Annotated in this window: 12 protein-coding genes; 5 read left to right on the forward strand and 7 right to left on the reverse strand. The window is 44.3% G+C overall.

The features are described from left to right. Position 1 precedes the first annotated feature (1 nt). A complete protein-coding gene (gene rpmF / locus ACED25_RS00690; RefSeq protein ID WP_004737376.1) occupies positions 2-172 on the reverse strand; it encodes a 50S ribosomal protein L32 in 171 nt (56 codons plus the stop codon). 44 nt (positions 173-216) lie between these two features. Continuing rightward, the gene (yceD, locus tag ACED25_RS00695; RefSeq protein ID WP_371694419.1) at positions 217-744 is read right to left on the reverse strand and encodes a 23S rRNA accumulation protein YceD; all 528 of its coding nucleotides are present in this window, start codon (positions 742-744) and stop codon (positions 217-219) included. 149 nt (positions 745-893) lie between these two features. On the opposite strand from yceD, the gene ACED25_RS00700 reads away from it, so the two are divergent. Continuing rightward, complete coding sequence (locus tag ACED25_RS00700; protein ID WP_017099037.1) at positions 894-1,475, forward strand: nucleoside triphosphate pyrophosphatase; 582 nt, start codon at positions 894-896, stop codon at positions 1,473-1,475. A gap of 273 nt (positions 1,476-1,748) precedes the next feature. Here the strand turns inward: ACED25_RS00700 and rluC are convergent, their stop codons facing one another. After that, positions 1,749-2,693 (reverse strand): 23S rRNA pseudouridine(955/2504/2580) synthase RluC, encoded by a 945-nt coding sequence (gene rluC / locus ACED25_RS00705; protein WP_135380496.1) that lies wholly within the window; start codon positions 2,691-2,693, stop codon positions 1,749-1,751. 619 nt (positions 2,694-3,312) lie between these two features. Between rluC and rne the strand changes: the two genes are divergently transcribed. Beyond that, on the forward strand, positions 3,313-6,438 hold the full coding sequence (gene rne, locus ACED25_RS00710) for a ribonuclease E (RefSeq protein WP_371694420.1): 3,126 nt from the start codon (positions 3,313-3,315) through the stop codon (positions 6,436-6,438). A gap of 261 nt (positions 6,439-6,699) precedes the next feature. Next, positions 6,700-8,247: a SulP family inorganic anion transporter gene (locus ACED25_RS00715; protein ID WP_009848614.1), complete on the forward strand. Its 1,548-nt coding sequence runs from the start codon at positions 6,700-6,702 to the stop codon at positions 8,245-8,247. Between the two features lie 110 nt (positions 8,248-8,357). Here the strand turns inward: ACED25_RS00715 and ACED25_RS00720 are convergent, their stop codons facing one another. Next, positions 8,358-8,807: a low molecular weight protein-tyrosine-phosphatase gene (locus ACED25_RS00720; RefSeq protein WP_017099041.1), complete on the reverse strand. Its 450-nt coding sequence runs from the start codon at positions 8,805-8,807 to the stop codon at positions 8,358-8,360. A gap of 84 nt (positions 8,808-8,891) precedes the next feature. Between ACED25_RS00720 and cobO the strand changes: the two genes are divergently transcribed. Further along, a complete protein-coding gene (gene cobO, locus ACED25_RS00725; RefSeq protein ID WP_029224060.1) occupies positions 8,892-9,497 on the forward strand; it encodes a cob(I)yrinic acid a,c-diamide adenosyltransferase in 606 nt (201 codons plus the stop codon). Between the two features lie 227 nt (positions 9,498-9,724). On the opposite strand, the gene ACED25_RS00730 is transcribed toward cobO, so the two are convergent. The 3 genes from ACED25_RS00730 to apbC all read right to left on the reverse strand — a co-directional run bounded on the left by ACED25_RS00730 (position 9,725) and on the right by apbC (position 13,968). After that, a complete protein-coding gene (locus tag ACED25_RS00730) occupies positions 9,725-11,887 on the reverse strand; it encodes an AsmA family protein (RefSeq protein WP_371694421.1) in 2,163 nt (720 codons plus the stop codon). A gap of 106 nt (positions 11,888-11,993) precedes the next feature. After that, complete coding sequence (udk, locus tag ACED25_RS00735; RefSeq protein WP_004734002.1) at positions 11,994-12,635, reverse strand: uridine kinase; 642 nt, start codon at positions 12,633-12,635, stop codon at positions 11,994-11,996. Between the two features lie 256 nt (positions 12,636-12,891). After that, the gene (gene apbC / locus ACED25_RS00740; protein ID WP_009848619.1) at positions 12,892-13,968 is read right to left on the reverse strand and encodes an iron-sulfur cluster carrier protein ApbC; all 1,077 of its coding nucleotides are present in this window, start codon (positions 13,966-13,968) and stop codon (positions 12,892-12,894) included. Positions 13,969-14,126: 158 nt separating this feature from the next. Between apbC and metG the strand changes: the two genes are divergently transcribed. Further along, positions 14,127-16,187: a methionine--tRNA ligase gene (gene metG / locus ACED25_RS00745; RefSeq protein ID WP_009848620.1), complete on the forward strand. Its 2,061-nt coding sequence runs from the start codon at positions 14,127-14,129 to the stop codon at positions 16,185-16,187. Positions 16,188-16,262: the final 75 nt, after the last annotated feature.

Consider the following 16,262-nt stretch of genomic DNA (forward strand, 5'->3'; position numbering starts at 1 on the left):
CTTACTTGTTGATAACCTTTTTGCCGCGGTAGAAACCTTCGGCAGTCACGTTGTGACGTAGGTGAGTTTCACCTGAAGTTGCGTCTACAGAAAGTGCAGCTGTAGTTAGCGCATCGTGTGAACGACGCATGCCACGCATTGAACGTGATTTCTTGCTCTTTTGTACGGCCATTGACCCTACTCCTATGTAAATTCTTAAAGATACTTACTAATAAGTTACTTCTTTAAGTTTTTTAAAACATCAAATGGATTCGGCTTTTTATCTTCCTCAATTTCTTCAGGAAGTTCACCAAACACCAAGTTATTTGAGTTAACGCTACATTTCGCATCGTCGTGCATTGCTATTTGTGGCAATCCAAGGATGAACTCGTCTTCAACTAATTGAATCAGGTCTAACTCACCGTACTCGTTCAGATCTACCAAATCGTACTCTTCCGGTGCTTCCTCTTCACTTTTCTCGCTGTAAACAGGAGTATAAGTAAATTGGACATCGCACTCATGTGCGAAAACCTCATTACAACGTTGACACTCTAAATCGACTTCGACGTTAGCTTTACCAGAGATAACGACTAATCGTTGTTCATCAAGCCCAAATGACATTGAGACTTGCGCGTCACGTTTTACGCCTTCAGTTGTTTCGGTTAAACGCTTTAAAAGACTGATTTGAATGATACCATCCATATCGAGTCGTTTTTGAGCCGTTCTTGCCGGATCAACTGTACGCGGTATTTTTTCCTTTTGCATAGGGCGCGAATCTTATCTTCCAAATCGTGTTTAGTCAAAGGAAATGGCAAAAAAAATGTACTTTCCTACCTTTCCTGTTCAGAGCATTATGAATAGCAGGCTAAGTTACGTTATCCTGAACTAAATGCTTACACGAATTGTAAATTAAAATGAGAAATTACCAACTAGTTTTAGCTTCTACATCTCCATTTAGGCAAGAGATCCTCAAAAAACTACAGTTAGACTTTGTCACAGCGAAGCCTGACTGCGATGAAACGCCACTTCCAGAAGAGACTCCTCAACAATTGGTAATGCGTCTTGCTGAAACCAAAGCCAAGTCTTGTGCTGTCGAACAACCAAGCCTAGTGATTGGTTCCGATCAAGTATGTGTGATTGACGAAGAAATCATTGGCAAACCTCATACTCGTGAGAAAGCGATTGAGCAATTGTCTCGTCAAAGTGGTAAGAGCATCACTTTCTATACTGGGATAACGGTATGGAACAGCGAGACCAATAAAGCTGACACGCGTCTCGACACCTTTGTTGTGCATTTCCGCGATTTAACTGAGCAACAGATCATTTCTTATGTTGAGAAAGAGCAGCCTTATTACTGCGCGGGCAGTTTTATGTGCGAAGGGTTAGGTATTGCATTGTTTAAACAGATGGAAGGTAAAGACCCAAACACGCTGATCGGCTTACCTCTGATCGATTTAGTCGATATGCTTGAGGCACAAGGAATGAACGTGTTGTAAGCGATACTTACCACTCTATTGGAAATTCCCTCCCCCTTCCTTCGTCAGTCTAGGGAATGACGATGATATCTATATTATCCAATCAGATCATGATGTAGAGCCTGACTTTGAAAAATCGTCATCCTCAAGAGCAAAGAAGGTGGAAGGAAGAAGGAAGAAGGAGCGAGTTGGGGATCTTCTGCAACATATGAAAACAAAAAAAGGTTGACGATATTCGTCAACCTTTTCCATTTGATGCATCGATACTCAATTCACGAAATATCTCGTATATTCTTAAAGCTTACGTAAACCAGTTAAGGCTTTCTCTAGCCTTCTTTCCATTGGCGCCGAGATATCCATCTTCTCTTCGCTACCCGGGTGGGTAAACTTGATGTTGGCTGCATGTAAGAACAGACGATTCAGTCCTACTTTACCCGTATAAGCATCGAAACGACGATCACCGTAACGATCATCCCAAGCTATTGGATGACCAGTATACTGAGCGTGCACACGGATTTGGTGTGTACGGCCTGTAATTGGGCTAGCTTGAATCAACGTCGCCTCTTGGAATTTCTCTAAAACCTTAAAGCGGGTTTCAGAAAGTTTACCATTCGGGTTCACTCGAACAATGCTATTCACTTCATTTTTTAACAACGGTGCGTTGACGACTTTACAGCTGTTCTTCCATTCGCCCATCACTAGAGCGAAATAGTATTTTTGAACCGTTTTTTCACGGAACTGTGCTTGAAGGTGTCTTAGCGCCGAGCGCTTCTTAGCAACAAGCAAAATGCCAGACGTATCTCTATCAATACGGTGCACTAACTCAAGAAAACGAGCATCAGGGCGAAGAGCACGCAATGCTTCAATCGCGCCAAACTTCAAGCCGCTGCCACCATGAACCGCAGTACCTGATGGTTTATTGAGAATCAGCATGTGATCATCTTCATAGATGATGCACTGTTCCAATTCCGAAACCTTATTGAGTTTCGTGCTTGGCACGTTCTCTTCTGTTTTCTCTTCAATAGTGACTGGCGGGATACGAACTAAATCACCTGCTTTTAGTTTGTATTCAGCCTTGATGCGTTTTTTGTTTACGCGGACTTCGCCTTTACGCACGATTCGATAAATCATGCTTTTCGGGATGTTTTTTAATTGGTTGCGTAAGAAGTTATCAATACGCTGACCAGCCATATCTTCGTCAATGTCGACAAATTGGACTTGGGTTCTAATTTCGCTCATTAGGCCATTGTATCACTGTCACTTTTGATAATTGAGATTTTCTTAACCCTATTCTGAACTTATTTATCTATAATCCCTGCCGATCTATCCCTAAAAGGTCATTGAAGTTCTATATTTCTTTGATTCTTCGAACAAAAAAGCACCAAGCTTCCTGCAAATTAAAATATCAATTGATAAATTATTTATAGACAGTGAGTTAGAGCTATCAAAACCCAAACAAAAACTGTTTTTTTTACCGCATTACGACAAAGCAGATTGCTGTGTTTACCGACCGCTGCTATAGTTCACAGCTGCTATCAATGGATTGACTAATATTTAAACAGCTAACCATTCATAAGCAAGTAAATGAGTAGATGACTCAGATTAGACAGTGCTGCAATCGGCGTAAGACACGGTCAACTGAGTTCCTTATCGCTCTACTCACGTACACTCATGTTGAGTATTCACCGCCACATCGCGGATCATAGGCTAACTCCCTATGATGACTGACGTGCCCCAGAGCATCCCTACTCCAGCCGGGAGGCTGCACCGATAAAGCCATGGGATCTGGCACCATGAGAAACGAACTAAAGCGATAAGACCAATGATGAAAATAAGAAAAGACAATGAGAATTTCTAAATGAAAAGAATGTTAATTAACGCAACTCAAAAAGAAGAGTTGCGTGTCGCTTTGGTTGATGGCCAGCGACTGTTCGATCTAGATATCGAAAGTCCAGGTCACGAATCAAAGAAAGCGAATATCTACAAAGGACGTATTACCCGTATTGAACCAAGCCTAGAAGCGGCATTTGTTGATTACGGCGCAGAACGTCACGGTTTCCTCCCTCTTAAAGAAATTGCCCGCGAATACTTCCCTGAAGGTTATACATACCAAGGCCGTCCTAGCATTAAAGAAGTGCTAAGAGAAGGACAAGAAGTAATCGTACAAGTTGAGAAAGAAGAACGTGGTAGCAAAGGCGCTGCACTGACAACTTTCATCTCTTTGGCGGGTAGTTACTTAGTTCTTATGCCAAATAACCCTCGCGCTGGCGGTATTTCTCGTCGTATCGAAGGTGATGAACGCACTCAACTGAAAGCAGCATTAAGCACTCTTGAGCTTCCTCAAGGTATGGGCTTAATTGTGCGTACAGCGGGTGTAGGCAAAAGTGCAGAAGAGCTAGAGTGGGACTTGAACGTTCTATTGAATCACTGGGGCGCTATCAAGCAAGCTTCTGATTCAAATGCAGCTCCTTTCCTTATTCACCAAGAAAGTAACGTTATCGTTCGTGCGATTCGTGACTATCTACGTCGTGATATTGGCGAGATTCTAATCGACAGCAATACTATTTTTGAACGTGCACAAGCGCACATTCAATTAATACGCCCAGATTTCATGAATCGCGTTAAGAAATACGATGGTGAAGTACCACTATTCAGCCATTACCAGATTGAAAGCCAGATCGAATCTGCTTTCCAACGTGAAGTTCGTCTTCCATCTGGTGGTTCTATCGTAATCGACCCAACAGAAGCTCTGACTTCTATCGATATCAACTCTGCTCGTGCAACAAAGGGCGGCGATATCGAAGAAACAGCACTTAACACTAACCTAGAAGCAGCCGATGAAATTGCACGTCAATTACGTCTACGTGACCTAGGTGGTCTTGTTGTTATCGACTTTATCGATATGACTCCGGTTCGCCACCAACGCGAAGTAGAAAGTCGTCTACGTGATGCCGTTCGTTTAGATCGCGCACGTGTTCAGATTGGTCGTATTTCTCGCTTTGGTCTTCTAGAGATGTCTCGTCAACGTTTGAGTCCATCACTAGCAGAAGCAAGCCACCACATTTGTCCTCGCTGTACAGGTACTGGTGTTGTTCGTGATAACGAATCTCTAGCACTATCTGTTCTACGTCTGATCGAAGAAGAAGCTCTAAAAGACAACACTGCGCAAGTTCTTGCTGTAGTCCCTGTTCCTATCGCTTCTTACCTATTGAACGAAAAACGTCGCTCAGTAAACCACATCGAGAAGAACCAAGAAGTTAAGATCACTGTAGTTCCTAACTCTGACATGGAAACACCGCACTTTGAGGTTATCCGTGTTCGTGAAGGTGAAGAGTTCGACCTACTGTCTTACTTGCTGCCTACCAAGCTAGAAGCTCTAAAAGAAGCAGAAAGCAAAGAGCCTGCAGAACAGACTATTCGTCCTAAGAAGATCGAAGAGCCAGCTCTTAAAGGCTTCGCAGCTCCTGCTCAATCAGCACCGACTCCAGCTCCAGCACCTAAAGCTGTAGAAGAGAAAAAAGCTGAATCAGCAGCGACTCAAGAACCAGGTTTAGTTGGTCGTTTCTTCAAAGCTATCGGTAGCTTCTTATTTGGCTCTTCAACTCAAGAAGAGAAAAAAGAAGAAGAGAAGCAAGAAGAGAAACCTAAGAACAATCGCAACAACGGCAACCGTCAACGCCGTGATCGTAACGATAACCGTCGTCGTAACCAACGTGGTGACCGTGGTGAACAACGTGGTGAGCGTGGTGACAATCGTAACGAAAACCGTGACAACAAACGCCGTCGTAAACCAGTTCGTGATGAGAAACCTGAAGAGCAGAAAGAAACTGCTCCACAGCAAAATCGCCAGCCTCGTAAGCCTAAGCAAGACCGTCGCAATAAGTCACGTGATGAGCAGAAGCAACGCGAAGAGCTAGCACCATCTAAATTAGCAGAAGAAGGTCTACAGCTAGCGGCAGAAGCTCAAGCTGATAAACTAGAAGCGCCTAAGGCTAAGCCAGAAGCGAAAGCAGCTAAGATTAAAGAGCGTCGTCAGCGTCGTAAACTGAACAAACAAGTTCGTATTAAAGACCAACAAGCTGAAGCTTCAGAAAACTCGTCAAATGAGTCTGCTGTTGCTAAAGAACAGTCTATTGCGAAAGAACAATCAGTAGCTCAAGAGCAAAAAGTTGCGGAACAAGTAGAAGCAACTCAAGCAAACGCTGATGAACAAACAGAACAGGAAGAGCCGAAGCAACGTCGCAACCGTCGTTCTCCACGTCACCTACGTGCAAGTGGTCAACGTCGTCGTCGCGGTCGTGATCGTCGTCCTAACCCATTCCGCCTACGTAAAGGTGGTGTAGCTTCTCCAGAGATGGCTATGGGTAAAGTGATGCCTCGCTTCATTCCAAAACCTCACCATAATCAGGCAAAACCTGAAGTGGCTGAAGTTCAAGTAGCTGTTGAAACTCAAGTTGCTGTACAAGAGCAAAACGTAGCTCAAGAGACGGCACCACAAAGTAACACAGCTATGGCTGGCGGCTTTGCATGTCCTGAACTTGCGATGGGTAAAGTCATTATCCGCCGTGAAGAAGCTGAAACTGTCGTTGAAACTCAGGTAACTGAAGCTCCTGCGGTAGTTGAAACTGAGAAAGTTGAAACTCCAGTGATTGCTGAAACTGCGAAAGTTGAATCGCCTGTTGTAGCAGAAGCTGTGCAAGTAGAAGCAACACAAGTTGTTGAAGCTGAAGCACCTAAAGCTGAAAGTGTAAAAGTAGAAGAAGCTCCTGTGGTAAAAGTAGAAGCTCCTAAAGCGGCACCAAAGGCAGCGGTTGCTAAAAAACAAGCAGGTTCACCAATGACTAAAGCTCCTGGTCCTCAAGAGATCAAAGAGATTCAAGTTGTTGCGGCTCCATTCCGTACTGAGCGTTTTGTATCGAAAGGTGCAGGTAGCCAAGCAGCGTCAAATAAAGCCGGCGCAGGCATGACTAAACCTCAATACTAATGAGCTTCGCAGAGTAATCTGCAGAGAACTATCTAAGGGCGACTTATTCATAAGTCGCCCTTTTTTTATATCCACAGTTCCGATTAGTTATAATAGATATATTACTCAAAATAGGGTTCAACCTTGAACTTAATCACATTTTTGGGTAGCATTCGCGCACTTATATTTTCGACACTTAGCTATTGCCGCTCTTTTTCATCACTGTTTGGCTACGCAATACACTCGTGTCGGTAAACCCATTTTAAGCATAGCTGAGCAAACATGTTCGAATTCCCACAATTTTCAAAGCACTCTGTAAAAAATGATGTGCTTTCAGGTCTTACCGTAGCCTTAGCTCTGGTACCTGAAGCCGTAGCATTCGCCTTCGTTGCAGGCGTTGACCCAATGGTTGGTCTTTACGCAGCATTCATCGTAGGTTTAATTACTTCTGTCTTCGGCGGTCGTCCAGGTATGATTTCTGGTGCAACAGGCGCAATGGCTGTAGTAATGGTGAGCCTAGTAGCAACCCACGGCGTTCAATACCTCTTTGCGGCAGTTATGCTAGCCGGCCTTCTGCAAATTGCAGCGGGTGTATTCAAGCTAGGTAAATTTATCCGTATCGTTCCACACCCAGTAATGATTGGTTTCGTGAACGGTTTGGCTATTGTTATCTTCCTTGCTCAGCTTGGTCAATTTAAAGCGCCAGACGTAACAGGTGCCTTAACTTGGTTACCAAGCGGTCAAATGACACTAATGCTAGGTCTAGTAGCCCTTACAATGGCTATCATCCACTTCCTACCTAAGCTAACAACAGCAGTACCATCTTCATTGGTTGCTATTGTTACAGTAACAGCTTTGGTTGTAGGCCTTGATCTTGAAACTCGCACTGTTGTTGATTTCCTACGCACTATGTCTGGTGACGAAGCTGCAACACTAGCGGGCTCTCTACCAACATTCTCTATTCCAGCAGTACCGTTTAGCCTAGAAACGCTATACATCATCCTGCCTTACGCAGTGATTCTTGCTGCGATTGGTCTAATCGAATCACTACTAACGCTAACCGTACTAGACGAAATGACAAACACTCGTGGTCAATCTAACCGAGAATGTGTTGGTCAAGGTATGGCGAACGTGACGTGTTCAGTATTTGGCGCGATGGGTGGTTGTGCGATGATCGGTCAATCGATGATCAACGTAAACTCAGGTGGTCGTGGTCGTCTTTCAGGTATCGTAGCGGCAGTTGCACTACTGATGTTCATCCTGTTCGGCTCTGCACTGATTGAAATGATTCCTCTAGCAGCACTTGTGGGCGTAATGTTCATGGTTGTTATCGGTACGTTTGAATGGGCAACCTTCAAGTTGGCACGTCGCGTTCCTAAGCAAGACTTCTTCGTTATCGTTCTTGTAACTGTAGTTACAGTACTAACTGACCTTGCGGTAGCAGTTGGTGTGGGTGTTGTTGCTTCTGCACTAATGTTTGCATGGCAACATGCTAAGCACATCTACGCAGACACATCGGTTAACGCTGAAGGCTCTAAAGAGTACAAAGTTAACGGTCCAATCTTCTTTGGTTCAACCGCTAACTTCCTTGAGTTGTTTGACTCATACAACGATCCACAAGATGTTATCGTTGATTTCGCAAACTCACGCGTCACTGACCACTCTGCTATTGAAGCGATCGACACGATTGCTGACCGTTACGCGGCACTAGGTAAAACTCTTCACCTTCGCCACCTAAGCCAAGACTGTGTTGCTATGCTGCACAAAGCCGGTAGCTTAGTTGAAGCGAACGTTGCAGAAGACCCAATCTACAAAGTAATGTCTAAGTAAGCTTAGTCATAGCTTAAAGCTAGATTTAGAAAGGCCGACATTCAATGTCGGCCTTTTTTATATCGATGAACCTTGATACTTTATCGCCCACCAAGAACACAGCCTCTACACTATATTGAACGCAGTATCGCTTCGCTCGACTCTTCGATTAAATCCAACACTAATTCAAAGCCATTCCCCTCACCATAATAAGGATCGGGAATTTCTTGATATTGTGACTCTCCAAAACTCAAAAATAACGCGAGCTTGTATTGGAGGTGAACTGGACACTGGCTCACTAAGTCATCTAAATTCGCCTTGTCTGCCGCAAGTATCAGGTCAAACTCTTCGAAGTCATTATCTACCACTTTACGAGAAGTAATCCCTTTAAAGCTGTAGCCTCGCTTCTCTCCTGCTGATTTTGAACGTGAGTCTGGCGCGTTGCCTTGATGAAAGCCAATTGTCCCAGCGGAGTCGACCGTTACATTAATATCCATCTGCTGAGCTTTCTTTCTCAGCACCGCTTCACCTGTTGGTGAACGACAAATATTCCCCATACAAACCACGAGTATCTTTTTCATCCATAATCACCTGTTCTTCCGATGGTTTTTGCTATCGTTAAGTTAGGCTATGATAGGCGTAATCACAACTTAAAAGGATTTGTTATGTCGACCGAAGACAACAAAGAACAACGCCACAAAGCAAGACAGCAGAAAGTAAAAGAGCAAGTCGATGCACGTGTTGCAGCAGCGCAAGAAGTGAAAGGACTGTTATTGGTTATTACTGGTAACGGGAAAGGGAAATCGACATCAGGTTTCGGTACGATTACACGTGCAGTCGGTCACGGTAAGAAATGTGCCGTTGCTCAGTTTGTAAAGGGAACCTGGGATAACGGTGAAAAGAACGTTCTTCAAAAACTCGATGTAGAGTTCCAAGTGATGGGTACAGGCTTTACTTGGGAAACTCAAAATAAGGCGAAAGATATTGAAGCCGCACAGCGCGTATGGAAAGAGTGCCAACGCATGCTAGCTGATGAGTCGATTGATGTAATTCTGTTTGATGAGCTGACGTACATGGTGAGCTATGGCTACATTGAATTGGATGAAGTGGTAGAAGCTCTGAATAACCGCCCTAAAATGCAATCAGTGATCATCACAGGCCGTGGAGCGCATCGAACTTTAACGGACATGGCCGATACCGTGTCTGAAGTTCGTAACGTTAAACACGCTTTTGAATCTGGTGTTAAAGCTCTGCAAGGCGTTGACTGGTAATTGCATTCAACCAGAGATCCCCGACTCGGTCATTCTTCCCTCTCGAGGATGACGACCACTAGACTGTCACGCCCTTGAACAAGGCACTAATACCTATCGTCATTCCCTAATGCGAGGGGCGAGCTTCATAGGGAATCTCTCTTGGGTATTATCGGCAGCCAAACAAAAGCGCCATTCCTCGTAATAAGGAATGGCGCTATTTATATGCTATTTATTTAAAATGGCGATTAGTTAAACAAGCCTTTGAGTAAACCATTGACTGCATCTCTAGTTTTCTCATCTTTGATCTTGTCACCGTATTTTTCTTCAAGTTTCTTAATACCGCGATCAATCTCTTTTTCAGCTTTCTGTTTCAACACATCATCAAAAACAAGCCCAAATTTCGGGTCAGCCCACTGGCCGGTTACCTTAATTGGAATCGTCACATCTTTGAGATCATCAATGCTCTTACCACCCTGGCCTTCAAGCGAACCAACAATTGACGTGCGAACCAGGAAGTCGACCGTTTCATTGATGAAGTTTGCTTTACCTTGACCTGTCACGCGTAAAAGAGGCGACTGTGCCGATAAGTCGTTCGTTGAAACCCAACCTTTATCAACCTTGAGTGTTGCTTTCATTGCACTAAAATCTGTCTTTTGAGACTCATCTTTGCTTTCGACTTTTTCGCCTTTGATCTTAGCGTAGTTTTCTCTAATCAGTTGCGCGATGTTGATGCCATTAACCGCACCATCTTCAAAGTTAATCGCAATAGTACCTACCAAGTTCTTCTTGATTCCTGTTGGCGTCAAGCTCTTACCTTTAACGTTAACATCGATATTACCGGTACCTTCCAGCGTATCGTTGTTCGCTACGTCAACCAGTAACGGTTGTACTTTTACGCCTTTAATCTTTTTCTTAGCCGTGTAAGTCGCAGGCGTCTTGCGTGCATCTAATCGTGCTGTTGCCGAGATAGAGCCTTGGTAAAGATTCGAGGTAAACGATGTCAGATCTGCGATACCACGGTTAACTGAGAACGCAGTTTTCACGTTCTGCATTTTTGCGTTGTTCGCCTTGAACTTATCGATTGTGATATTACCTTTCACATCGAGCGTTTTCAGAGCTGACAGATCAGGTTCTACTTCTTTCGCAGGAGCCGAGTTATCTGAACTTGACGTCGAAGAAGCTGTAGTATTTGAAGTTGAGCCACCAGCAGAATCAGAAGGCGCAGCGCTCGCTGTTTCTTCTGTATTACCTAGGCCTAAGAACTCATCTAAATCGATGTTCGGGCTATGAAGAGAAAAACGAACCTTTGGTATTTCAGATAAAGTGATGTCCGCTTTACCGTCTAGTGCGATAGCGTTAGCTTGCAGCTTCTCTAGCACAAAGCTCAAGTGACTCTTCGTTAGATCAAAGCTTAAGTCAGACAGCATATCCACTTTCATTGGTGATTGAGGAAGCGTTTCACCTTTGAATGTTGAGTCTAATGTTAACTTGTTCAGTGTAACTTTTGAGATCGCGCTATCGACAGTTAAGTCACCGCCACCTTTAAGATCAAGGTCAAGACCAGCAGCATTACCAATCACCGCATAAGTCAGTTGGTTAACCTTATCGAACTCAAACGTATTTAAGCCAATCTTCGCTGACTCGATCGACGTTGCTGGATCATTGAACTTCGCATTAAGGTCAATATTTCGTAATGCGTAGCTTGCAAAGCCTTCCGCTAATTTGAATTCAGCACTGCCATTTGCAGAGAACTTCTGTTGGTTGTTTTCACCAGAAGCCGCAAATGTCGCGGTCGTCCATGTATCAACGGCAAACTCAGAAAGACTCAAAGACACATCGTATAGCTTAGTGAATGAACCTGCTTGCTTGTCGTCCATCTCAAACAATGCGTTTGAGACTGTTACACCTGCAAGATTGATCGTCCAGCCAGATGTGTCTGTAGAAGTTTGCTCTTGAGGCGCCGGTGTTGCTTCAGAACTTGTATCCGCTGCAGGTTCAGACTCCTTAGGAGCAGACGCTTGTGTGAGCGCATCGATGTTCTTGCGACCATCTTTAAGCGTTTCTAAATAAAATTCTGCACCATCTAGAGTGATATTGCCGATCTCTAGTTGATTGCTAAATAGCGGAGTAACCGAAACATCAACGCCAACCGTATCAACCTTAAACAGGTTTGGTTGAGTGAACCCTTCAGGGTTACGTAATTCAGTTTGACCAAGTTCGAAGCCAATAGATGGGAAGAATTGCCAACTGATATCACCCTCGATCACGAGCTCTAGGCCTGTGTGTTTTTGGGCTTGTTCGACAATTAATGGCTTAAATTGGTTGGGATTCACTAACAGCACTAGTGCCAGAATTGCTGCAACGACAACAAACACTGGTACAGCTATGAAAATGAGTAGTTTCTTCATCCGCATATTCCTTGCTTAGATTCCAAAAGAAAGTGGCACTATAAAAGTGCCACTGATTCGGTAAAAAATAAAGCTAAGTGAGTCACTTAGGCAACATTTTATTCGATTAAGACTTCAACAACTTCGCAATATGCGCTTTTAGCACATCAATCGCAATACGGTTTTTACCACCACGAGGAACGATGATGTCTGCATGTTGTTTTGAAGGCTCGATAAACTGCATGAACATTGGGCGTACTGTTTCTTGGTATTGTTTAAGTACCGTATCCATTGTTCGACCACGCTCTTCTACATCACGCTTAACACGACGTAGTAGACAGATGTCCAACGGTGTATCCATAAATACGCTTGCGTGCATTAGTTTACGAAGACGCGGGTCTGTCAGAAGCAGAATACCTTCTAAAATGATCACTTTCTTAGGAGTAAGTGTAGTCGTTTCAGAAGTGCGTGTATGTTCTGTGTAGCTGTATTCTGGAACTTCTACGGCATTGCCACTCATTAGCTGCTGTAGATGTTCGCATAAAAGGTCATGATCTAGTGCATTTGGGTGGTCGTAGTTAGTTTTAACTCGCTCTTCCATACTCAAGTGACTTTGGTCGCTGTAATAGCAATCTTCCGTGATAACACCAATTTGATGGTCGCCTACTTTTTCGCGCAGCTCATTATAAATCGTACTCGCGATCAGGCTTTTTCCTGAAGCTGAAGCGCCAGCGATACCTACGATGACACATTGATTATTATCAGACATTAATTTGCACCCGATATGGTTTGGTGGTGGGAAGAGATAAACCGCCTGATTATAGGGGCTAAAGCATATAGATTCTAGTCGCGATGTTAGCTAATTGCAGTCAAATTGATGATCTCAATACATTTACTTAAAACAATCGTTTGCTTTCAAATAACTTAAATACAACTATATGCACACCCCCTATGGCTATCCACCTAATCCAACCGTTGTTTATCTCACCCAAACATGATTTACACACCTTTGTGATCAGCCATTGCTATTCAACCATCGAGAAGTTAATCGCCTCTGGTCTCGCCTTACCAGTCCAGAACATCTTCGCAGCCACGTTCTCAGCAAGCTCTAAGTAATGACGCGTGTGTTCACTGTCTGGACGACGTATAACGGTTGGGCAACCTGCATCAATATCTTCCCGTACATCAATGTGCAGCGGAATTTGCGCTAAGATATCGAGGTAAAACTCTTCTGACATGGCTTCCGCGCCACCAGCGCCAAAGATATGCTCTTTCTCGCCACAGTGGCTACAGATATGGTAGCTCATGTTTTCCACTAAGCCTGCCACTGGCACGCTCACTTTATCAAACATCGCCACACCTTTACGCGCATCGGCTAATGCCAAATCTTGAGGGGTGGTCACCACAACCGCGCCCGTCACTGGGATCTGCTGCGAAAGCGTTAGCTGAATATCACCCGTACCCGGTGGCATGTCGATAACAAGGTAATCCAATTCTGGCCATACGGTTTCATTCACGAGCTGACCTAAAGCCTTCGCTGCCATTGGGCCACGCCAGATTGCAGCATCATCTTTCGACACAAGATAGCCAATAGAATGCGTAAAAATGCCGTGCGCCTCGATTGGCATCATCCATTTGTTGTTCTGCACTTCTGGCTTTGCATCCAGTTGACCGAGCATCATCGGCACAGATGGACCATAGATATCCGCATCCAACAAGCCCACTTTTGAACCTGACTTAGATAACGCAAGCGCAAGGTTTACCGAAGTTGTCGATTTACCCACCCCACCCTTTGCCGACGTCACGGCGATAATGTTCTTAACGCCCTTCAAAGGTGTCGCGACTGTTGTTTCTAGCGCAGACGGCTTCACTTTTACTTCAAACTGAAAAGCGCTAACAAGTTGCTGTTCAATCTGGGAGTGGATCCACTGTTCCAGTTCAACCGCGAGCTGATTGGCAGCAAAAGGCAAGGTAATAACAAATGACCCACGCGGATCAACCGATACAATATTTTGGTGTAGCGCCCACTCTGGGATGAGGATTGGTGACTCGAACTCATTCAACCATGAACAGAAATCTTGCTTAGAAGTAAAGTTACGCATTGGGGCTCCTTTTTTTATTTATGCTATCACCCACGAGATGAAGACTGAACCCCTAAAAAACTAGGGGAATCCTTTGTCTGATACCTTGGCGTATCACACGTTATAAAGTAGTATTACCTCTCAAAATTTATACCTATCAAAAAAGCGAATTATTAAGTATGGCAACTGATCCAAGACAACTTTTGGTAACTTGTGCGCTTCCGTACGCTAACGGCTCTATTCACCTTGGCCATATGCTTGAGCATATCCAAGCTGATATCTGGGTTCGATACCAGCGTCTACGTGGCAACACTGTAAACTTCATCTGTGCTGACGATGCTCACGGCACGCCAATTATGCTTAAAGCTCAACAGATGGGTATCACGCCAGAAGAGATGATCGCTGCTGTTAGTGAAGAGCACCAAAAAGACTTCGCTGGCTTTGATATCAGCTTTGATAACTACCACAGCACACATAGCGAAGAGAACCGTGAACTGGCTTCTCACATCTATCTAGAACTTAAAAAGAACGGCTTCATTTCTAGCCGTACTATTTCTCAGCTTTTCGACCCTGAGAAAGAGATGTTCCTACCAGACCGCTTCGTAAAAGGTACTTGCCCTAAGTGTAAGTCAGAAGACCAGTATGGTGATAACTGTGATAACTGTGGTGAGACATACAGCCCAACTGAGCTAATTAACCCTAAATCAGCGGTTTCTGGCGCAACTCCAGTAATGAAAGATTCTGAGCACTTCTTCTTCGACCTACCTCAGTTCGAAAGCATGCTTAAAGAGTGGACTCGTTCTGGTTCTCTACAGAATGAAACTGCAAACAAAATGCAGGAATGGTTCGAGTCTGGCCTGCAACAGTGGGATATCTCACGTGATGCACCTTACTTCGGTTTCGAAATCCCAGGCGAGAAAAACAAATTTTTCTACGTTTGGCTAGACGCTCCTGTTGGCTACATGGCTTCTTTCAAGAACCTATGTGACAAGCGCGACGATCTCAACTTTGACGAATACTGGAAGAAAGACAGCACAACTGAGCTTTACCACTTCATCGGTAAAGACATCGTTTACTTCCACAGCCTATTCTGGCCTGCAATGCTAGAAGGCGCTGGTTTCCGTAAGCCAAACAACGTATTCGTACACGGCTACGTAACGGTGAACGGTGCGAAAATGTCTAAGTCGAAAGGCACATTCATCAAAGCAAGTACGTACTTAAATCACCTAGACCCTGAGTGTCTTCGCTACTACTACGCTGCTAAGCTAAACAGCCGTATCGATGACCTTGACCTTAACCTTGAAGACTTCACTCAACGTGTAAACGCTGACGTGGTAAACAAGATTGTTAACTTAGCGTCTCGTAACGCTGGCTTCATCACTAAGCGTTTCGAAGGCAAGCTTTCTGCTGAATTTGCAGAACCAGAGCTTTACAACGAATTCGTTGCTGCTGCAGAGCGTATCGGTCAGCTGTACGAAACTCGTGAGTTCAGCCGCGCTATCCGTGAAATTACTGCACTAGCTGATAAAGCTAACCAGTACATCGACGAAAAAGCACCTTGGGTTCTTGCAAAAGAAGAAGGTAAAGAGAAAGAGCTTCAAGAAGTTTCTTCTGTGGGTATTAACCTATTCCGCGTGCTAATGGCTTACCTGAAACCCGTTATGCCAGAGCTTGCGGCTCGCACTGAAGCTTTCCTAAACGAAGAGCTAACGTGGGAAGCGATTGCTACACCGCTAACTGATCACGAAATCACTAAGTTCAAAGCGCTGTTTAGCCGTATTGATCCGAAGAAAGTGGAAGCAATGATCGAGTCTTCTAAAGAAGATGCAGCCGCTGAAGCAGCAGCAAAAGAAAAAGCAGAAGCTGAAAAAGAGCAAGCAAGCCAAACTGAGCTAGACAAAGAGCCAATCGCAGACGAGATTGAATTCGATGCCTTTGCAGCAGTCGATATGCGTATTGCTCGTATTATCTCATGTGAAGAAGTACCAAAAGCGAACAAGCTACTGAAGTTCCAACTGGACATCGGTGGTGAAACTCGCCAAGTATTCTCTGGTATCAAGTCAGCGTACAAACCTGAAGAGTTAGAAGGCAAACTAACTGTCATGGTAGCAAACCTTAAACCTCGTAAGATGAAGTTTGGTATGTCTGAAGGCATGATCCTAGCTGCTGGTCCTGGTGGCAGTGACTTGTGGATCCTTGAACCACACGAAGGTGCTCAACCTGGCATGCGTGTAATGTAGCTCTGGCTTCAGTCAGATAACAAGCACTCATAGCGAAATCCCTAATGCACTTTTAACTTGAATGAGTTGATAAGC

It is taken from the genome of Vibrio sp. 1F263, assembly GCF_041439035.1.
GTDB classification, from domain to species: domain Bacteria; phylum Pseudomonadota; class Gammaproteobacteria; order Enterobacterales; family Vibrionaceae; genus Vibrio; species Vibrio tasmaniensis_A.

Excerpts from the sequence above, each read along its gene's own strand:
- rluC (WP_135380496.1), bottom strand. The coding sequence starts at position 2,693 with ATGAGCGAAATTAGAACCCAAGTCCAATTTGTCGACATTGACGAAGAT.
- ACED25_RS00720 (WP_017099041.1), bottom strand. The coding sequence starts at position 8,807 with ATGAAAAAGATACTCGTGGTTTGTATGGGGAATATTTGTCGTTCACCA.
- cobO (WP_029224060.1), top strand. The coding sequence starts at position 8,892 with ATGTCGACCGAAGACAACAAAGAACAACGCCACAAAGCAAGACAGCAG.
- rpmF (WP_004737376.1), bottom strand. The coding sequence starts at position 172 with ATGGCCGTACAAAAGAGCAAGAAATCACGTTCAATGCGTGGCATGCGT.
- ACED25_RS00700 (WP_017099037.1), top strand. The coding sequence starts at position 894 with ATGAGAAATTACCAACTAGTTTTAGCTTCTACATCTCCATTTAGGCAA.
- rne (WP_371694420.1), top strand. The coding sequence starts at position 3,313 with ATGAAAAGAATGTTAATTAACGCAACTCAAAAAGAAGAGTTGCGTGTC.
- ACED25_RS00715 (WP_009848614.1), top strand. The coding sequence starts at position 6,700 with ATGTTCGAATTCCCACAATTTTCAAAGCACTCTGTAAAAAATGATGTG.
- udk (WP_004734002.1), bottom strand. The coding sequence starts at position 12,635 with ATGTCTGATAATAATCAATGTGTCATCGTAGGTATCGCTGGCGCTTCA.
- metG (WP_009848620.1), top strand. The coding sequence starts at position 14,127 with ATGGCAACTGATCCAAGACAACTTTTGGTAACTTGTGCGCTTCCGTAC.
- ACED25_RS00730 (WP_371694421.1), bottom strand. The coding sequence starts at position 11,887 with ATGAAGAAACTACTCATTTTCATAGCTGTACCAGTGTTTGTTGTCGTT.
- yceD (WP_371694419.1), bottom strand. The coding sequence starts at position 744 with ATGCAAAAGGAAAAAATACCGCGTACAGTTGATCCGGCAAGAACGGCT.
- apbC (WP_009848619.1), bottom strand. The coding sequence starts at position 13,968 with ATGCGTAACTTTACTTCTAAGCAAGATTTCTGTTCATGGTTGAATGAG.